The sequence below is a fragment of the Pseudomonas sp. SWRI99 genome (assembly GCF_014270125.1).
Lineage (GTDB): Bacteria > Pseudomonadota > Gammaproteobacteria > Pseudomonadales > Pseudomonadaceae > Aquipseudomonas > Aquipseudomonas hamedanensis.
The window spans coordinates 45275-60982 of the sequence record NZ_JABWQR010000026.1 but is presented as its reverse complement, the minus strand read 5'-3'; the positions used below and the strand labels follow the sequence as shown (position 1 = coordinate 60982).

At 59.9% G+C, this 15708-nt stretch carries 17 protein-coding genes and 1 pseudogene; 4 read left to right on the top strand and 14 right to left on the bottom strand.

Features of this window, described 5'->3' with window-relative positions; genetic code table 11:
- Positions 1-4: 4 nt before the first annotated feature.
- The 6 genes from ccoO (HU743_RS20365) to ccoN (HU743_RS20340) form a co-directional block, all read right to left on the bottom strand.
- Entirely contained in the window at positions 5-613 is a 609-nt protein-coding gene (gene ccoO, locus HU743_RS20365) for a cytochrome-c oxidase, cbb3-type subunit II (RefSeq protein WP_007917161.1), read from the bottom strand.
- Entirely contained in the window at positions 613-2055 is a 1443-nt protein-coding gene (gene ccoN / locus HU743_RS20360; protein WP_186550964.1) for a cytochrome-c oxidase, cbb3-type subunit I, read from the bottom strand. Before ccoN (HU743_RS20360) ends, ccoO (HU743_RS20365) begins: the two co-directional genes overlap by 1 nt.
- A 499-nt stretch (positions 2056-2554) precedes the next feature.
- Positions 2555-3511 carry a cytochrome-c oxidase, cbb3-type subunit III gene (gene ccoP / locus HU743_RS20355; protein ID WP_186650854.1) on the bottom strand — a complete coding sequence of 319 codons (957 nt, stop codon included), beginning with the start codon at positions 3509-3511 and terminating at the stop codon, positions 2555-2557.
- Positions 3508-3705, bottom strand: a complete 198-nt coding sequence (locus HU743_RS20350; RefSeq protein ID WP_186650852.1) for a cbb3-type cytochrome c oxidase subunit 3 — start codon at positions 3703-3705, stop codon at positions 3508-3510. Before HU743_RS20350 ends, ccoP begins: the two co-directional genes overlap by 4 nt.
- A 5-nt stretch (positions 3706-3710) precedes the next feature.
- Positions 3711-4319, bottom strand: coding sequence for a cytochrome-c oxidase, cbb3-type subunit II (gene ccoO / locus HU743_RS20345; protein ID WP_003223389.1), 609 nt, complete (start codon positions 4317-4319; stop codon positions 3711-3713).
- A gap of 10 nt (positions 4320-4329) precedes the next feature.
- A complete protein-coding gene (gene ccoN, locus HU743_RS20340) occupies positions 4330-5754 on the bottom strand; it encodes a cytochrome-c oxidase, cbb3-type subunit I (RefSeq protein WP_186638140.1) in 1425 nt (474 codons plus the stop codon).
- 92 nt (positions 5755-5846) lie between these two features.
- Here ccoN (HU743_RS20340) and HU743_RS20335 point away from each other — a divergent pair, with 92 nt between their 5' ends.
- Both HU743_RS20335 and HU743_RS20330 read left to right on the top strand, forming a co-directional pair.
- Positions 5847-6524, top strand: coding sequence for an alpha/beta family hydrolase (locus HU743_RS20335; protein WP_186650850.1), 678 nt, complete (start codon positions 5847-5849; stop codon positions 6522-6524).
- Between the two features lie 1174 nt (positions 6525-7698).
- Positions 7699-8052: a hypothetical protein gene (locus tag HU743_RS20330; RefSeq protein WP_186650848.1), complete on the top strand. Its 354-nt coding sequence runs from the start codon at positions 7699-7701 to the stop codon at positions 8050-8052.
- A 262-nt stretch (positions 8053-8314) separates the two neighbouring features.
- Here HU743_RS20330 and HU743_RS20325 read toward each other — a convergent pair whose 3' ends face one another.
- The 4 genes from HU743_RS20325 to HU743_RS20315 all read right to left on the bottom strand — a co-directional run bounded on the left by HU743_RS20325 (position 8315) and on the right by HU743_RS20315 (position 9752).
- A complete protein-coding gene (locus HU743_RS20325; RefSeq protein ID WP_186623113.1) occupies positions 8315-8461 on the bottom strand; it encodes a hypothetical protein in 147 nt (48 codons plus the stop codon).
- 221 nt (positions 8462-8682) lie between these two features.
- Positions 8683-8856 carry a hypothetical protein gene (locus tag HU743_RS20320; protein ID WP_186650846.1) on the bottom strand — a complete coding sequence of 58 codons (174 nt, stop codon included), beginning with the start codon at positions 8854-8856 and terminating at the stop codon, positions 8683-8685.
- Positions 8849-8974, bottom strand: a complete 126-nt coding sequence (locus HU743_RS27380) for a hypothetical protein (RefSeq protein ID WP_273508808.1) — start codon at positions 8972-8974, stop codon at positions 8849-8851. The genes HU743_RS20320 and HU743_RS27380 overlap by 8 nt, the downstream gene beginning before the upstream one ends.
- A gap of 79 nt (positions 8975-9053) precedes the next feature.
- Complete coding sequence (locus HU743_RS20315; protein ID WP_093102949.1) at positions 9054-9752, bottom strand: hypothetical protein; 699 nt, start codon at positions 9750-9752, stop codon at positions 9054-9056.
- A gap of 87 nt (positions 9753-9839) precedes the next feature.
- Between HU743_RS20315 and HU743_RS27245 the strand changes: the two are divergent.
- Positions 9840-9993 (top strand): annotated as a pseudogene (locus tag HU743_RS27245) (cytochrome C); the annotation flags it as partial.
- A gap of 314 nt (positions 9994-10307) precedes the next feature.
- Here HU743_RS27245 and HU743_RS20310 read toward each other — a convergent pair.
- The 3 genes from HU743_RS20310 to inhA form a co-directional block, all read right to left on the bottom strand.
- Positions 10308-11873, bottom strand: coding sequence for a PAS domain-containing methyl-accepting chemotaxis protein (locus HU743_RS20310; protein ID WP_186550970.1), 1566 nt, complete (start codon positions 11871-11873; stop codon positions 10308-10310).
- A gap of 103 nt (positions 11874-11976) precedes the next feature.
- Positions 11977-12768: a CPBP family intramembrane glutamic endopeptidase gene (locus tag HU743_RS20305; RefSeq protein WP_186650844.1), complete on the bottom strand. Its 792-nt coding sequence runs from the start codon at positions 12766-12768 to the stop codon at positions 11977-11979.
- Positions 12769-13016: 248 nt separating this feature from the next.
- Positions 13017-13703 carry an isonitrile hydratase gene (gene inhA / locus HU743_RS20300; protein WP_186622426.1) on the bottom strand — a complete coding sequence of 229 codons (687 nt, stop codon included), beginning with the start codon at positions 13701-13703 and terminating at the stop codon, positions 13017-13019.
- Positions 13704-13793: 90 nt separating this feature from the next.
- Here inhA and HU743_RS20295 point away from each other — a divergent pair, with 90 nt between their 5' ends.
- On the top strand, positions 13794-14777 hold the full coding sequence (locus HU743_RS20295) for a GlxA family transcriptional regulator (RefSeq protein WP_186650842.1): 984 nt from the start codon (positions 13794-13796) through the stop codon (positions 14775-14777).
- Here HU743_RS20295 and HU743_RS20290 read toward each other — a convergent pair.
- Positions 14746-15633: an alpha/beta hydrolase gene (locus tag HU743_RS20290; RefSeq protein WP_186650840.1), complete on the bottom strand. Its 888-nt coding sequence runs from the start codon at positions 15631-15633 to the stop codon at positions 14746-14748. The two genes, HU743_RS20295 and HU743_RS20290, sit on opposite strands and share 32 nt — an antisense overlap.
- Between the last annotated feature and the right edge of the window lie 75 nt (positions 15634-15708).

Here is a 15708-nt window from a genome sequence, read left to right as displayed (position 1 = left end):
AGATTCACCGTTTGCTTTTGATGATGGTGCCCAGGCCTTGCAGATAGGCCACCAGCGCGTCCATTTCGGTTTTGCCCTTCACGGCATCCTGTGCACCGGCGATGTCTTCGTCGGTGTAAGGCACGCCGAGGGTGCGCAAGACTTCCATTTTTTTCGCGGTTTCCTTGCCGTCGAGCTTGTTTTCCACGAGGAACGGGTAAGCCGGCATTTTCGACTCAGGCACCACGTTGCGCGGGTTGTACAAGTGCGCACGCTGCCAGTCATCGGAGTAACGACCGCCCACCCGGGCCAGGTCCGGGCCGGTACGTTTGGAACCCCACAGGAACGGGTGATCCCAGACGCTTTCACCGGCAACCGAATAGTGGCCATAGCGTTCGGTTTCAGCGCGGAACGGACGGATCATCTGCGAGTGGCAGCCGACACAACCGTTGGCGATGTAGACGTCGCGGCCTTCCAGTTCCAGCGCCGAGCGTGGCTTCATGCCCTCGACCGGCTTATTGGTGACGTCCTGAAAGAACAGCGGAACAATTTGGGTCAGACCACCGACGCTGACGGCGATCACCATGAAGAAGGCCAGCAGGCCAATATTCTTCTCGACAGCTTCATGCTTCATCAGTGAGCTCCAACGACGGCGATCTTGGCGGCGGCTTCGGCTTCAACCGGGTCCGACGCACGTACGGTGCGATAAACGTTGTAAGCCATCAGCAGCATGCCGCTGGCAAAGAACGCACCGCCCAGCGCGCGGACGATGAAGCCCGGGTGGCTGGCCTGCAGCGCTTCGACGAACGAGTAGGTGAGGGTGCCGTCATCGTTGATGGCGCGCCACATCAGGCCCTGGGTGATGCCGTTGACCCACATCGAGGCGATGTAGAGCACGGTGCCGATGGTGGCGAGCCAGAAGTGCGCGTTGATCAGCCCGGTGCTGTGCATCTGCGCGCGGCCGAACAGTTTCGGGATCATGTGGTAGATCGCGCCGATCGAGATCATTGCTACCCAACCGAGGGCGCCGGCGTGTACGTGGCCGATGGTCCAGTCGGTGTAGTGCGAGAGCGAGTTGACGGTTTTGATCGCCATCATCGGCCCTTCGAAAGTCGACATGCCGTAGAACGCCAGCGATACGACGAGGAAGCGCAGGATCGGGTCGGTGCGCAACTTATGCCAGGCGCCCGACAGGGTCATCATGCCGTTGATCATGCCGCCCCAGCTTGGCGCCAGCAGAATGATCGACATCGCCATGCCCAGCGATTGTGCCCAGTCCGGCAGGGCGGTGTAGTGCAGGTGGTGCGGGCCGGCCCAGATGTACAGGGTGATCAGCGCCCAGAAATGCACGATCGACAGGCGATAGGAATAGATCGGACGTTCGGCCTGTTTCGGCACGAAGTAGTACATCATCCCGAGGAAACCGGTGGTGAGGAAGAAGCCCACCGCGTTGTGGCCGTACCACCACTGGATCATCGCGTCAGTGGCACCGGAGTAGGCCGAATATGACTTGAACAGGCTGACCGGCAGCGACATGTGGTTGACGATGTGCAGCATCGCGGTGACGACGATGAACGCGCCGTAGAACCAGTTGCCGACATAGATGTGCTTGGTTTTGCGCTTGGTGATGGTGCCGAAGAACACCAGACCGTAGGTGACCCAGACAATGGCCAGCAAAATGGCCAGCGGCCATTCCAGTTCGGCGTATTCCTTGGTGGTGGTGTAACCCAGCGGCAAGGTAATGATGGCGCCGACGATGACCGCTTGCCAGCCCCAGAAGGTGAACGCCGCGAGGCTGTCGGAAATCAGTCGCGTCTGGCAGGTTCGCTGCACGACATAGTAGGAAGTGGCGAACAGTGCACAACCACCGAAGGCAAAAATCACCAGGTTTGTGTGCAACGGGCGCAAGCGTCCAAAGCTCGTCCACGGCAGACCGAAGTTCAATTCCGGCCAGACCAGTTGCGAGGCAATGAAGACACCGAGCCCCATGCCAAGGATCCCCCAGACCACCGTCATGATGGCGAACTGGCGGACTACCTTATAGTTATAAGCAGTCGGACTGATTGCTGTGCTCATTCTAAGGTTCCACGGTTTGGGTGTTTTATTAGGATTAAAATCGGCCGCAAGTATGCAGAGAGCAGGGGGTCATTGCAACGCGCCATGACCTGGGTCAATGCTTTCCAACGCTGATTCTGCGGCCTTTCCATGCGCCGCGTAGGGTCAAAAATGACCTCTGACAAAATGTCGCACCGAGCGAAAAAAACCAGCGCTGCGGATCGCCGTCGACGGCGCATCTTCATGCGTCGTGATCGGGGGATGAAGGGCAATCGGCGCAACAGCCGTTATCCATCAGCGTTTGCGGCGAATCTGTCAGCCGGTTCATCGAACGCATCGCTCGGGATTGATCTGAAAACCGACGCTGGCCGGTCCGCTTCGGTGAAGCGTAGACCCGATTCCGGGGATTCGAAAGGAGAGGTTGCCAGGGGTGCGACAAAAAGAAGCAGCTAGGAGCTGTAAGCTGCAAGCGACAAGTAGGTTCAAGTCGCTTGCAGAAGTGTATACAAAGATGTTGATTTTACTTGGAGCTTTCAGCTTGAAGCTTGCCGCTCAATTGCTCACTAGTTTTCGAAAGGCTGTACACATAAGCCGCAAGCAATTGCACTTTATCGTTGCCCAGCAATTCAATCTGCGCTGGCATGTGGCCCTGGCGACCATGGCGAATGGTCTGTTCCAGTTGGGTCAGACTGGTGCCATAAATGAAGCCCGCCGGATGGGTCAGGTTTGGCGCGCCCATGGCGGGGGTGCCCTGACCGGTGGCGCCATGACAAGCTACGCAAGTGGTGCTGAACGCCTGTTGCCCGGCTTGCAGGTCCGCCTTGCTGTCGGCGGGCAGCGGCAGGCCGGCCAGTTCATGGCGCACATACGCGGCAACGTTTTTCACCCCGGCCTCGCCGAGTACTTCACCCCAGGCCGGCATTGCCGCCATCCGCCCGCCCATGATCGTGGTCTTGATCGTCTCGGCGTCGCCGCCCCAGCGCCAGTCGCTGTCGGCGAGGTTAGGGAAACCGAACGCGCCCTTGGCATCCGAGCCGTGGCACACCGAGCAGTTGGAAGCGAACAGGCGACCGCCCATTTTCAGCGCCTGCGGATCCTTGGCCACTTCTTCCAACGGCATCGCCGCGAATTTGGCGAAGATCGGGCCGAATTTGGCGTCGGCCTTGTTCATTTCCTTTTCCCACTCGTGAACGCCGGTCCAGCCGTCCTCGTAACCCGGCAGGATACCTTTCCAGTTGCCCAGGCCCGGATACAGAATCAGATAGCCCACCGAGAACACCAGCGTCCCGGCGAACAGCATGAACCACCACTGCGGCAGCGGGTTGTCGTACTCCTCGATGCCGTCGAAGCTGTGGCCCATGGTCTGGTCGACGCTGCCCTTGGTCTCGCCCCGGCGCGTGCCGATCAGCAGCCAGGTCAGGCCGATCAGGCTGCCAATGGTCAGTACGCAGATCCACGTACTCCAGAAGGTGGTCATGGCCGGGTACTCCTTGTTTCAGGGGCGGAAATTGTTTCGGGTTGCGGTTCGTCGGCAAACGGCAGCAGGCGCGCTTCGGCGAATTCCGGGGTGCGCTTGCGGTTGAACACCCACAGGGTCAAACCGATAAACGCGACAAACACCACGACCGTGCCGAGGCCGCGGATCAGGCCTGCACTCATTTCAATGATCATCGTGCTCACCTCTTGCTCTTGATCGCAGTGCCGAGCACTTGCAGGTAGGAGACGAGCGCGTCCATTTCGGTCTTGCCCTTGAGGCTGGCGACCGCGCCGCTGATGTCGTCGTCGGTGTACGGCACGCCGAGGGTGCGCATGGTTTTCAGCTTGGTTTCGGTGTGGCTGCTGTCGACCGCCTGCGTGACCAGCCACGGGTAGGCCGGCATCTTCGATTCCGGCACCACGTTGCGCGGGTTGTACAAGTGCGCGCGGTGCCAGTCATCCGAGTAGCGCGCGCCCACGCGGGCAAGGTCCGGCCCGGTGCGTTTCGAACCCCACAGGAACGGGTGATCCCAGACGCTTTCGCCGGCCACCGAATAGTGCCCGTAGCGCTCGGTTTCGGCGCGGAACGGGCGGATCATCTGCGAGTGGCAACCGACGCAGCCTTCGCGGATATAAATGTCGCGACCTTCCAGTTGCAGCGCGGTGTAGGGCTTCATGCCTTCCACCGGTTTGTTGGTGACGTCCTGGAAAAACAGCGGGACAATCTGGGTCAGGCCGCCGATGCTCACGGCGAACACCATCAGCAGCATCAGCAGGCCGACGTTCTTTTCAATCGTTTCGTGTTTCATGGCGGACTCCTCAGGCCATCTGCGCGGCAGCAACGACGTCAGCAGGCTGCGAGGCCCGCACGGTGCGCCAGGTGTTGTAAGCCATCAGCAACATGCCACTCAGGAAAATCGCCCCGCCGACCAGTCGCACAACAAAGCCCGGATGGCTGGCCACCAGGGTTTCAACGAAGGAGTACGTCAGCGTGCCGTCCTCGTTGACCGCGCGCCACATCAGGCCCTGGGCAATGCCGTTGACCCACATCGAGGCGATATAAAGCACGGTGCCGATGGTCGCGAGCCAGAAATGCGCGTTGATCAGGCCGATGCTGTGCATCTGCGCACGGCCGAAGATTTTCGGAATCATGTGATACAGCGCGCCGATGGAGATCATCGCCACCCAGCCGAGGGCGCCGGCGTGTACGTGGCCGATGGTCCAGTCGGTGTAGTGGGAGAGGGCGTTCACAGTCTTGATGGCCATCATCGGCCCTTCGAAGGTCGACATGCCGTAGAACGCCAGCGACACCACGAGGAAGCGCAGGATCGGGTCGCTGCGCAACTTATGCCAGGCGCCCGAGAGGGTCATCATGCCGTTGATCATGCCGCCCCAGCTCGGCGCCAGCAGAATCAGCGACATCACCATGCCCAGCGACTGCGCCCAGTCCGGCAGTGCGGTGTAGTGCAAGTGGTGCGGACCGGCCCAGATGTACAGGGTGATCAACGCCCAGAAGTGCACGATCGACAGGCGATACGAATACACCGGACGCTCGGCCTGTTTCGGCACGAAGTAATACATCATGCCGAGGAAGCCTGCGGTGAGGAAAAAGCCCACGGCGTTGTGGCCGTACCACCACTGCACCATGGCGTCGGTTGCACCGGCGTACAGCGAGTAGGATTTAGTGAAACTCACCGGCAACTCAAGGTTGTTGACGATGTGCAGAATCGCCACGGTGATGATGAACCCGCCAAAAAACCAGTTGCCCACGTAGATGTGCTTGGTCTTGCGCTGCATGATCGTGCCGAAAAACACAATCGCGTAGGCGACCCAGACAATGGTGATCAAGATGTCGATCGGCCATTCCAGCTCGGCGTATTCCTTGGAACTGGTGTAACCCAGCGGCAGGCTGATCGCCGCCAGCAGAATCACCAGTTGCCAGCCCCAGAAGCAGAACGCGGCGATTTTTGGTGCAAACAATTGCGTCTGGCAGGTGCGTTGTACCGAGTAGAAAGAGCTGGCGAACAGCGCGCAGCCACCGAAGGCGAAGATCACCGCGTTGGTGTGCAGCGGGCGCAGACGGCCGAAACTGGTCCAGGGCAAATTGAAGTTGAGTTCGGGCCAGACCAATTGCGCCGCGAGAAAAACCCCGAGGCCCATGCCGACGATGCCCCACACCACCGTCATAATGGCGAATTGGCGGACCACCTTGTAGTTGTAGGCGGTACTGATAGAAGTGTTCATGGTTCCCCATCCACGGTTCAGCCGAAGTGAGCGCGCGCGAACGGCGCGAATCCTTCGTCTGGAGTTATAGGCAGACTAAAAGCGAGGCAAGCATGGACAAACAGCACAAGGCCAGTATTGACGGGGATCAATGGGCGCAGTGTGTGCGTGATCATGGGTGGCTGTGGGACGCCGCTGTTGGTGAGGCTTCGGCGACGTTGATCCTGGCGCATGGGGCGGGGGCGCCGATGGACAGTGACTGGATGTCGGATATGGCTGGGCGTCTTGCTGCGCTGGGTATCAACGTAGTGCGCTTTGAGTTTCCGTATATGGCGCAGCGGCGCGTGGATGGGGTTAAGCGTCCGCCGAATCCTGCGCCGAAATTGCAGGATTGCTGGCGGGAGGTGTATGGCGAAGTGCGGCGTCATGTCGCTGGGGTTTTGGCGATTGGCGGCAAGTCGATGGGCGGGCGGATGGCCAGTTTGGTGGCGGATGAGTTGGGGGTGGATGCGTTGGTGTGTCTGGGGTATCCGTTTTATGCGGCGGGGAAGCCGGAGAAGCCGCGGGTTGAGCATTTGGCTTCGTTGCGCACGCGGGCGTTGGTTGTGCAGGGGGAGCGGGATGCGCTGGGTAATCGTGAGGCAGTTGCGGCTTACAGCTTGTCACCGAGTATTGAGGTGACTTGGCTGGCGGCAGGTGATCATGATTTGAAGCCGTTGAAGGTTTCCGGTTTTACGCATGAACAGCATTTGGCTAGCGCCGCGCAGAAAGTAGCGAAGTTTCTTCGGTAATGTTTGGGTGAATATTCGTTGCTGCGGTAAGGGCCACTTAGGGTTTCGCCCTTACGGCGACTCACTTTTTTTACAAACGCCTAAAAAAAGTAAGCAAAAAAACGCTTGCTCCTACGTGCGGCCCGCTCGCTGGGGCTCGGGGTTCCTTCGCTGCGGAATCGATCCGGGCGCAGCGGCTCCGGTTGGCTTCGCTGCACCTACACTCGCTGTGTCTGGCTGCGCCAGACGGTCGCTGCGCTCCCACCCCCGGATCAATCCCTCCACTCAGCCTTCCGAAGTCGCCCGTGGATCAAAAGCAAGATCAAAAGCACTCGAGCTAACGCTCATTGTTGAGTGGGGCGGCTTCGCCGCGGGCAGCTGCGCTGCTTTGCTTTTGTTTTTGCTTTTGTGGGAGTGAGCCAGCTCGCGAAGGCGGCCTGACAGCCGACCAATCTCTACCGGCTCTACTCAATCCCTGTGGGAGCGGGCTTGCTCGCGAAGAGGCCTGCACAGCCAACCTCTCGGTTGCCTGACACACCGCCTTTGCGAGCAAGCCCGCTCCCACACTAGGTCCTGCGTCGAGACATCAATATCAATGCAGCCAAAAACTGTGGAAGCGAGCCTGCACGCGAAAGCGCCCTGACAACCGACCAATATCCACCGGTTGGACCAAATCCCTGTGGGAGCTGGCTTGCCAGCGATGGCGGCATCCGCGCCAACCAATCCCTCACTGACGTACCCGGCTCAACTGTGGGAGCGAGCCTGCTCGCGAAAGCTCTTTCCAGGCGACATCAAGCCATCTGACTGTCAAAGGCAATCCCAGCACTTAAACATCATCAAATAACCACGTTTAAACTACACGATCCGTTACGCCATCCAGGCTACAACTCCTTGCGCCGTTGCCTACGCGTACGCCAGAATCCGCCGGCTTACACGGCTATGAGGTTGGCTATATCGTTTCTCGGTCACTGACAAACTCAGTGATCGGGTTTGGTAGCCCGCTTCGGTACCGCCGTATGGCGCCACCTTATTCAGCCTCTTTTTGCGGCTGCGTTTTATATGGTGGACATGCGTGGGGCTCATTCGTGAGCGCCGGGTTTCCGTATCGACCGGTCTACCAACCCGCGCATGGCCGCCACCCGTCGTTTGGTAGCGAGGGTGATGGCTCCTATTTCTTCGATATGGGGCTTCATCTATGTTCAAAGTAACCCCCAACCCGCCAATCCCCCACGACCCCGCATTCGATCCGCAAAAAGTCAAAGAAGCCACCGACCGCGCCCTCGATTACTACCTCAGGCCCGAAGACCTGGCAGCACCGCCAGGTTCGCCAAAATATCGCCCCGTCTATGTTGTCGATCCCTCGCTGGATGACGAGACCCTGTTGATCGAGGCCTGCGAGTCGCTTTCATACGCGCATGCCATGGCCGGTAATATCGCCAACTCGATAGGCGGCCCGGAGCGTAAACCGCTGCTGGCGCTGCAACAGGTGATCATGCTCAACGAGCTGTTGGTCAATCGGTTGCTGGATAAGCTGAAGTTGCCTCAATAATTTCGCTGGCTGTTATGGCCTCATCGCGAGCAGGCTCGCTCCCACAGGGATCGTGATCAGGCACACAATCTGTGGCCGCCGCAAACCCAATGTAGGCCTTCGCCTGCTCGCGATGGCGGCTTGCCAGACCCCACTATTTCAGATCAAAACAAAAAGCCCTGACAGCTTTCGCCGTCCGGGCTTCCAAGATCTAAAGATCGCAGCCTTCGGCGGCTCCTACAGTTACCGTGCAAAAGCCGACGAAGGCTGCGATCTTTTTGATTTACTCGGTAATGAGTAGCCTGCCAGTGATCACAAATTTATCGAACACTTTCTGCCCATCACGCGCGGCTTGCCGAACATCAAGGAATGTCAGTTCTTCGCGAACTTCCTTTTTGCTGGGTTTGTCGGTTTTTCGGGTAGTGGCCATCGGAGCCTCCGAAGGATGTGTATTCATGCTGACCAGCTTATGTGAATAAGTTTTGACCGGCAAACGATAGAACCTAGCCTCAGCGAGCACCAGTCGGCGCATTCTGGGCGAGTTGTAGGCAGTGTCTGCATTGCTTGAGTGAGATCGTCGTCGGCAGGGAAGGCCTCTTCGCGAGCAGGCTCGCTCCTACAGGGGATCGTGATCAGGCACAAAATCTGCGATCACCGCAGATCAACTGTAAGAGTGAGCCTGCTCGCGATGGCGGCTTGCCAGACTCCACAAACTTTGATCTGCGCCGTGTTGCAGGCCGCCGAGTACTGGAAGCGCTGTACCATCACGGATTGCGGATCGCGCGGCTCGATCACCTGAAAGTTGATGACTTCGCCTTCACGCATCAGGCTGTTGGGGCGTCAACGGCTGGGCCAGCAACACTGCCTGGCGGTCGGTATTTTTGGGCTGGGTGACGCAAGCGGCCAGCAGCAATGTGCTGATGCAAAGAATGATGCGCTGCACAGAACTCTCCGGGGGATCGATTGAAAGAGGCATTACGATTCATATAACCCTGCTTGGGCTCAGCGCAGCGCCGTCACCCTTACTCGTTCAAATCCTTGACCAGATAGTCGCCGACAATCTGTGAAACACCGGTCAACGCGGTGCGTACCAGTTCCGGTTCGGTGCGATAGCGCAGCGGCTCATAACCGTAGGTGTTGGCGCCGTTAAACGCGGTGATCGGCTCGTTGCGCTGCCAGATCAACTCGTCGCCGCGCTTCATCACACCGTTGACCGCGATGGTCGGGTAAACCACGCTGCTGAAGCCCTGGGTCAGGGCGAAGCCCCAGTTGAATACGGTCAGTTCAATCTGCGCGTCCGCTGGTTCGTTGTCGCCGACGATTTTGAAGCGGCCGCTGGCGGCGAGTTTTTCTTCGAAGCTCTTTTTCACCAAGTCGCCGAGGTTGATGTTGGCGGTTTCCATGTTGTACAGAATCGCATCGACAGTCGACATGGAGGCCAGGTCGCCGGCCTTCAAACCAGCGGCAAAACCGGCACCGCCGAGTGCCGCCGTACCGATTTTGCCAGCGCCCGCCGCCAGCCCTACGCCGGTGCCGACGCCCGCGCCAATGGCGGCGCCCCATGCTTGTTCGCGGCCCATATAGCTCATTTCCCGGGGTTTCCATGACACCGGGAGGATTTTCACGGTGTGGATCTGGGTACGGTATTCGGGCTTGAATTTCTGGTTGGCGCATCCGGCCAGGAACAGAACGGCGAACATCAGGACAGCGAACTTCTTCATGAAGGACTCATAACAAGGAATGGATTTGCGGAGGTTGTCGTCCGCATGCAGGAATTCTGAAGGGGTAGCGGCTATTAATGTGCCACTATCGTGGCGATCGAATTCCTGCGCCCGAACGGCAATCTAATACCGAAAAACTTGCAGGAGAATGACGTGAAGATCCCGGCGCATATCTGGAGCGTTAAGGATTTTTCGTGATTTGCATGGATACATGGCGGGTGTGATTGCGAAAAAACCATGAGCGGATGCTTGCTCGAGAATGCTCGGAAGCGACTGGACATGGAGTGATGATCCTGTGAGGTATAAAAGGCCTTATCGCGAGCAGGCTCACTCCTACAGGAGGCCGTGGCCGGACACGTAATGGGTGGCCACCGCAGATCCAGTGTAGGAGTGAGCCTGCTCGCGATAGCGGTCTGCCAGACGTCAGCAATCCCGGAACCAAAAAAAACCGGGCAGCTTTCGCCGTCCGGGCTTTCAAGGTTAAAAGATCGCAGCCTTCGGCAGCTCCTACATCGATTATCTGTAGGAGCTGCCGAAGGCTGCGATCTTTTGCTGTCAGCGGTTAAACCGCGCCACCAACGAATACTGTGTATTCGCAGTCTTGGTCAGCTCTTCACTCAGCAACGCCGAGTTATGCGCCTGTTCCGAGGTCTGGTCCGCCAGTTCCGAAATATTGCTGATGTTGCGGCTGATCTCTTCAGCCACGGCACTTTGCTCTTCGGTCGCGGCGGCGATCTGGGTGGTCATGTCGGTGATGTTGGCCACTGCTTCGCTGATGCCGACCAGTGCCTGATCCGCTTCCAGTACCCGCGCCACGCCTTCTTCGGCCTGGCGATGCCCGGCTTCCATGGTTTGCACGGCGCTCGACGCTGTCTGTTGCAGCTTGGCGATCAAGGCATGGATCTGCCCGGTGGATTCGCTGGTGCGTTGCGCCAGTTGGCGAACTTCGTCAGCCACGACGGCAAAACCACGGCCCATCTCGCCAGCACGCGCCGCTTCGATGGCGGCGTTGAGGGCGAGCAGGTTGGTCTGGTCGGCGATGCCTTTGATCACGTCGACCACGCCGCCGATTTCGTCGCTGTCCTTGGCCAGTTGGGTCACGGTCAGGCCGGTTTCCCCAACAACCACGGACAGGCGCTGAATGGCTTCGCGGGTTTCGCCTGCGATGTCGCGGCCACGGCCGGTCAGGCGATTGGCTTCCTGGGTGGCGTCAGCGGTGCGTTGCACGTGGCTGGCGACTTCCTGGGTGGTGGCGGCCATCTGGTTGACGGCGGTAGCGACCTGTTCGGTTTCCACGCGCTGGCGTTCCAGGCCGGTCGAGCTGTTGTGTGCCAGGGCGTCGGACTGCTTGGCCTGATCGGTCAAGTGTTCGGCGGTGTCCTGCAGACGGGTCAGGCAGGTTTTCAGGCGGGCTTCCTGGCTGAGGATCGACATTTCCAGACGCGCCTGCGCGCCACGGCTGTCGGTGTACATCTGCGCGATCAGCGGGTCGGAAGTGGTCTGTTCGGCCAGGCGCAGTAGGCGCTTGAGTCCGCGCTGTTGCCATTGCAGGCCCATCAGGCCCAGCGGCACCGACAGAGCGGCGGCGAGGGCGAAGCCCCACTGCGAGTTGAGCGTCGCGCCGATCATGAAGCTCAACTGGCTGACCAGAATGAACGGCAGCCAGTCCTGTAGGATCGGCAGCCATTTGTCCGTCGAAGGAATCGCCGACTTGCCCTGATTGATGCGTTGGTAGAGCGCTTCGGCGCGGCGGATCTGTTCGGCGGTGGGCTTGACGCGCACCGACTCGTAACCGATCACCTGGCTGCCATCAAACACCGGCGTGACGTAGGCGTTAACCCAGTAGTGGTCACCGGATTTGCAGCGATTCTTGACAATGCCCATCCATGGCAAGCCTTGTTTCAATGTGCCCCACATGTGCGAAAACACCGCCGACGGCACGTCAGGATGACGGACCAGATTGTGCGGCGCGCGGATCAGTTCCTCCCGCGAAAACCCGCTGATCTCGACAAACGCGTCGTTGCAGTAGGTGATCACGCCCTTGGCATCGGTGGTGGAAATCAACCGTTGCTGAGCTGGAAAGGTCCGCTCGCGTTGTGTAATGGGCTGGTTGTTACGCATGGTTTTTCAATCCGCAAGGCTTTGAAAGGTTGTCGGCGCTGACAGGTTTTTATTGAAGTTTTTTTTTCAGATTTAAGTAGGCCGTCGCAAAACGGCGCTTGCATCAACTGGCCAGCATCGGATAGGTGAAAAGACCGAAGTGCAGCAGATTCAGGCCGAAATGCGTGGCGATCGCCGCGCCCAGTCCGCCGAAACGGTAGGCCAGACCATAGCCGACCCCGGCCAGTCCCGCCAGCAACACCCAGGTCCAGCCGGCGCCGGCGTGCACCAAACCAAACAACAGCGAAGTCGACAGCAGCGCGAGGTTGTCGCCGTAGGGCAGGTGTTTGAGGCGACGGCTGAGTCCGCCCTGTAGATAGCCGCGAAACAGCGCCTCCTCGACCAGCGTCACCAGCAGCAGATTGTTCAGCACCCACAGCCAGGCCTGATCAGGCCACTTTGGCGCCCAAGTGATCACGCCGAGCAACAATGCGCCGCCGAGGGCGAGGATCGCGCTCAGGGTCAGGGCGAGGGCGGTGGCATAGACGGTCAGGCGCAACGAACGTCGCGCGACAATCCACGGGCAGACCAGTAACAGCCAGAAGCCAATCAGCGGTTTGTCGAGGTTGAGGTACATCGCGAATGGCACCGCATCGTCCGTGAAACGTTGCGGGTCGATGGCGCGACCGTTGGCGAAACCCGGCAGCCAGTGCATCGCCAGCGCCAGGGCCAGCACGATAAACAGGCCATGGCCGAGCCAACGCGCAACCGGCACCTGTTGCTGGCGCACAGCGAACGCGGCGAATAACAAAAGCCCGACAGAGATCAGTGCCAGCCAGCCGAGCTGGCCGTAGCTCAGGGCCAATCCGTAACCGAGGCCGAGAAGCGCGAGATAGAGCCATGGCAACGCCTTCATCGAAAGTCCTTGTGCGAAATTCTGGAAGGGGCTTTCTACACGGGCGAGGGAGGTGGGACAAGTGAAGGAGAGCGAGAAGCGCGGCGAATAACTAGGGATCGACCTGTAGGAGCTGCCGAAGGCTGCGATCTTGAGGCTGTGGGACGCGGAGCGTCCCCGGCTGCATTCCCACGCAGAGCGTGGGAACGATCAGATCAAAAGATCGCAGCCTTCGGCAGCTCCTACAGGGGCTGTGTATGGCTGGGTGATCAGCGCAGGTTGAGTCTGGCAGCCGCGCGCTCGGTAATCTCCGTGCGCAACTTCAACGAAGGCGCCGCACGCAAGCGCGCCTCATCGACAATCGCACTCGGCGCGGCCTCGGGGCTGCCCGAATTGAACGGCGGCGCCGGGGCATATTCCAGCTGCAATTGCACCAGTTGCGCCGTGTCGGCATCGACCAGTTCCGCCGCCAGCACCAGAGCGAAATCGATCCCGGCGGTAATCCCGCCGCCGGTAAACAGATTGCCGTCGCGAACCACCCGATCCTTCACCGCAATCGCCCCCAGCGTCGGCAGCAGATCGTGATACGCCCAATGCGTGGTCGCGCGTTTGCCCTTCAGCAGGCCGGCCGCGCCAAGCACCAGCGAGCCGGTGCACACCGAGGTCACATAACGGGCCTGTGCGGCCTGGCGTTTGATGAAGTTCAGCGTTTGTTCATCTTCCATCAACGGCCCGACACCGCCACCGCCGGGCACGCAGATCACGTCCAGGCAAGGGCAGTCTTCAAACGTTGTCGTCGGTTTGAGCAGCAGGCCGGTGCTGGCGGTGACCGGCATCAGGTCTTTCCAGACCAGATGCACCTGCACGCCCGGCAGCGAGGCCAGCACGTCGTACGGGCCGGTCAGGTCGAGTTGCTGGACCTGCGGAAACAACAGGAAACCGATCTGCAACGTCATGGTGTTTTTTCTCCATTAAGGGGGTGGACGGCTTGACTGTAGGCGCGTAGGTTCTGGCGCATACGCCAATCACCCCACGAATTACGCCAAATGCCCAAAGCCATTCACGTTCTCGCGTTCGCCAACATGCAGATCCTCGATGTCACCGGGCCATTGCAAGTGTTCGCTTCGGCCAACGATCTTGCCCGTCAGCGCGGCTTGCCGACGCCTTATGCGCCAAGCGTGATTGCCAGCGAGGGCGGGGCGGTGATGTCGTCGGCGGGTCTGGCGGTGCTGGCCGAACCGCTGCCGCAGGCGCCCAGCGACACGCTGATCATCGCCGGTGGCTGGGGCATTTATCCGGCGGCTGAAGATGCGCCATTGGTCGATTGGGTGCGCGAACATGCCGCTGGCTGCCGCCGCGTGGCCTCGGTGTGCACGGGGGCCTTTCTGCTGGCGGCCAGTGGCTGGCTCGACGGCCGCCGCGTGGTAACGCACTGGACGCGTTGCGAACAACTGGCGCAGCAACATCCCAGGCTGCGCGTCGAAGCCAATCCGATTTTCATCAATGACGGCCCGGTGTGGACCTCGGCCGGGGTCACGGCCGGTATAGATCTGGCGCTGGCGATGGTCGAAGAGGACCTCGGTCGCGACATCGCTCTGGACGTCGCGCGCCACTTGGTAGTGTTCCTCAAACGACCGGGTGGGCAGTCACAGTTCAGCGTCACGCTGTCATTGCAAAATCAAGGCAACCGCTTCGATGAACTGCATGTCTGGATTGCAGAGAACCTTACGTGCGACCTCGGCATTCCCACCCTGGCCGAACAGGCCGGCATGAGCGAACGCAGCTTCATTCGCCATTACCGCGCCGACACCGGCCAGACCCCGGCGCGGGCCATCGAATTGATCCGGGTGGAAACGGCGCGGCGTTTGCTCAGCGATACCGGCCTGCCGGTCAAACGCATCGCAGCCAATTGCGGGTTTGGCAGTGAAGAAACACTGCGGCGCAGTTTTCTCCGTGCTATTGGCGTCACGCCACAGGCCTATCGCGAGCGGTTTTCGGTTAGCGCTGCAACAGATCCAGTATGGCCTTGAGCGTTTCCTGCGGCGCCTCTTCGGGGATGTTGTGGCCGACGCCGGCCAGTACCCGCCGCTCATAGAAACCGCTGAAATGCTCGGCATCTTCATCAACCACCGACGCGGGGCCAACGCCATCGTCGGCACCGCACAGCGAAAGGGTCGGTACGCTGATAGCCGGCTGTTTGGCAAGCGCTTCCTCCATCCACTCCAGTGCCGGATCGCCCGAGGCGTACCCGAAGCGATGCCGGTAGGAATGAATTACCACGTCGATAAAATCAGGATTATCAAACGCGGCAGCGGTCAGCGGGTAGCGTTCGTCCCTGTGCGACCACGTCGGCGACCACAGCTGCCAAAGCAACTGACACAACTCCCGGCGATTCTGCGTCAGACCTTCGACGCCTCGCGGCGTGTGGAAATAGTACTGATACCAAAGCCGATGCTCGGTTTCGGGGTCCAACGGCTGAGTTGAATTGGCGATGTCCTGCAACAGATAGCCGTCGCCAGTGACCAACCCGCGCACCCGTGCCGGAAACAACGCCGCGACAATACACGCCGCGCGGCCGCCCCAGTCATAACCGCAGAGCGTCGCCTGTTCGATGCCCAGCCCATCCATCAGGTCGAGCAAGTCCTGCGCCATGGCGGCCTGCTGGCCCGAGCGCAGGGTTTGTGGACTGTTGAAACGTGTCGGCCCATAACCGCGCAAATACGGCACGATGACGCGATAGCCTCGCGCGGCAAGCGCCGGGGCGACTTCATCAAAGGCGCGCGGGGAATAGGGGAAGCCGTGGAGCAGAACCACCGGGGCGCCGGTGTCCGGGCCGTGGTGTTCACAGGCGATGGTCAGGGTTGGGGTGAGAACGCAAACAAGCATGGCAGATCACTCCGTTTAAAGCGTATTCAAACCCTGGACCGGCAAACAGGTTGCCCGGCTCAATTCAGCCGACGA

Coding starts and splice junctions, on each gene's coding strand:
- ccoO (WP_007917161.1), bottom strand. CDS start 613: ATGAAGCATGAAGCTGTCGAGAAGAATATTGGCCTGCTGGCCTTCTTC.
- ccoN (WP_186550964.1), bottom strand. CDS start 2,055: ATGAGCACAGCAATCAGTCCGACTGCTTATAACTATAAGGTAGTCCGC.
- ccoP (WP_186650854.1), bottom strand. CDS start 3,511: ATGACCACCTTCTGGAGTACGTGGATCTGCGTACTGACCATTGGCAGC.
- HU743_RS20350 (WP_186650852.1), bottom strand. CDS start 3,705: ATGATCATTGAAATGAGTGCAGGCCTGATCCGCGGCCTCGGCACGGTC.
- ccoO (WP_003223389.1), bottom strand. CDS start 4,319: ATGAAACACGAAACGATTGAAAAGAACGTCGGCCTGCTGATGCTGCTG.
- ccoN (WP_186638140.1), bottom strand. CDS start 5,754: ATGAACACTTCTATCAGTACCGCCTACAACTACAAGGTGGTCCGCCAA.
- HU743_RS20335 (WP_186650850.1), top strand. CDS start 5,847: ATGGACAAACAGCACAAGGCCAGTATTGACGGGGATCAATGGGCGCAG.
- HU743_RS20330 (WP_186650848.1), top strand. CDS start 7,699: ATGTTCAAAGTAACCCCCAACCCGCCAATCCCCCACGACCCCGCATTC.
- HU743_RS20325 (WP_186623113.1), bottom strand. CDS start 8,461: ATGGCCACTACCCGAAAAACCGACAAACCCAGCAAAAAGGAAGTTCGC.
- HU743_RS20320 (WP_186650846.1), bottom strand. CDS start 8,856: ATGCGTGAAGGCGAAGTCATCAACTTTCAGGTGATCGAGCCGCGCGAT.
- HU743_RS20315 (WP_093102949.1), bottom strand. CDS start 9,752: ATGAAGAAGTTCGCTGTCCTGATGTTCGCCGTTCTGTTCCTGGCCGGA.
- HU743_RS20310 (WP_186550970.1), bottom strand. CDS start 11,873: ATGCGTAACAACCAGCCCATTACACAACGCGAGCGGACCTTTCCAGCT.
- HU743_RS20305 (WP_186650844.1), bottom strand. CDS start 12,768: ATGAAGGCGTTGCCATGGCTCTATCTCGCGCTTCTCGGCCTCGGTTAC.
- inhA (WP_186622426.1), bottom strand. CDS start 13,703: ATGACGTTGCAGATCGGTTTCCTGTTGTTTCCGCAGGTCCAGCAACTC.
- HU743_RS20295 (WP_186650842.1), top strand. CDS start 13,794: ATGCCCAAAGCCATTCACGTTCTCGCGTTCGCCAACATGCAGATCCTC.
- HU743_RS20290 (WP_186650840.1), bottom strand. CDS start 15,633: ATGCTTGTTTGCGTTCTCACCCCAACCCTGACCATCGCCTGTGAACAC.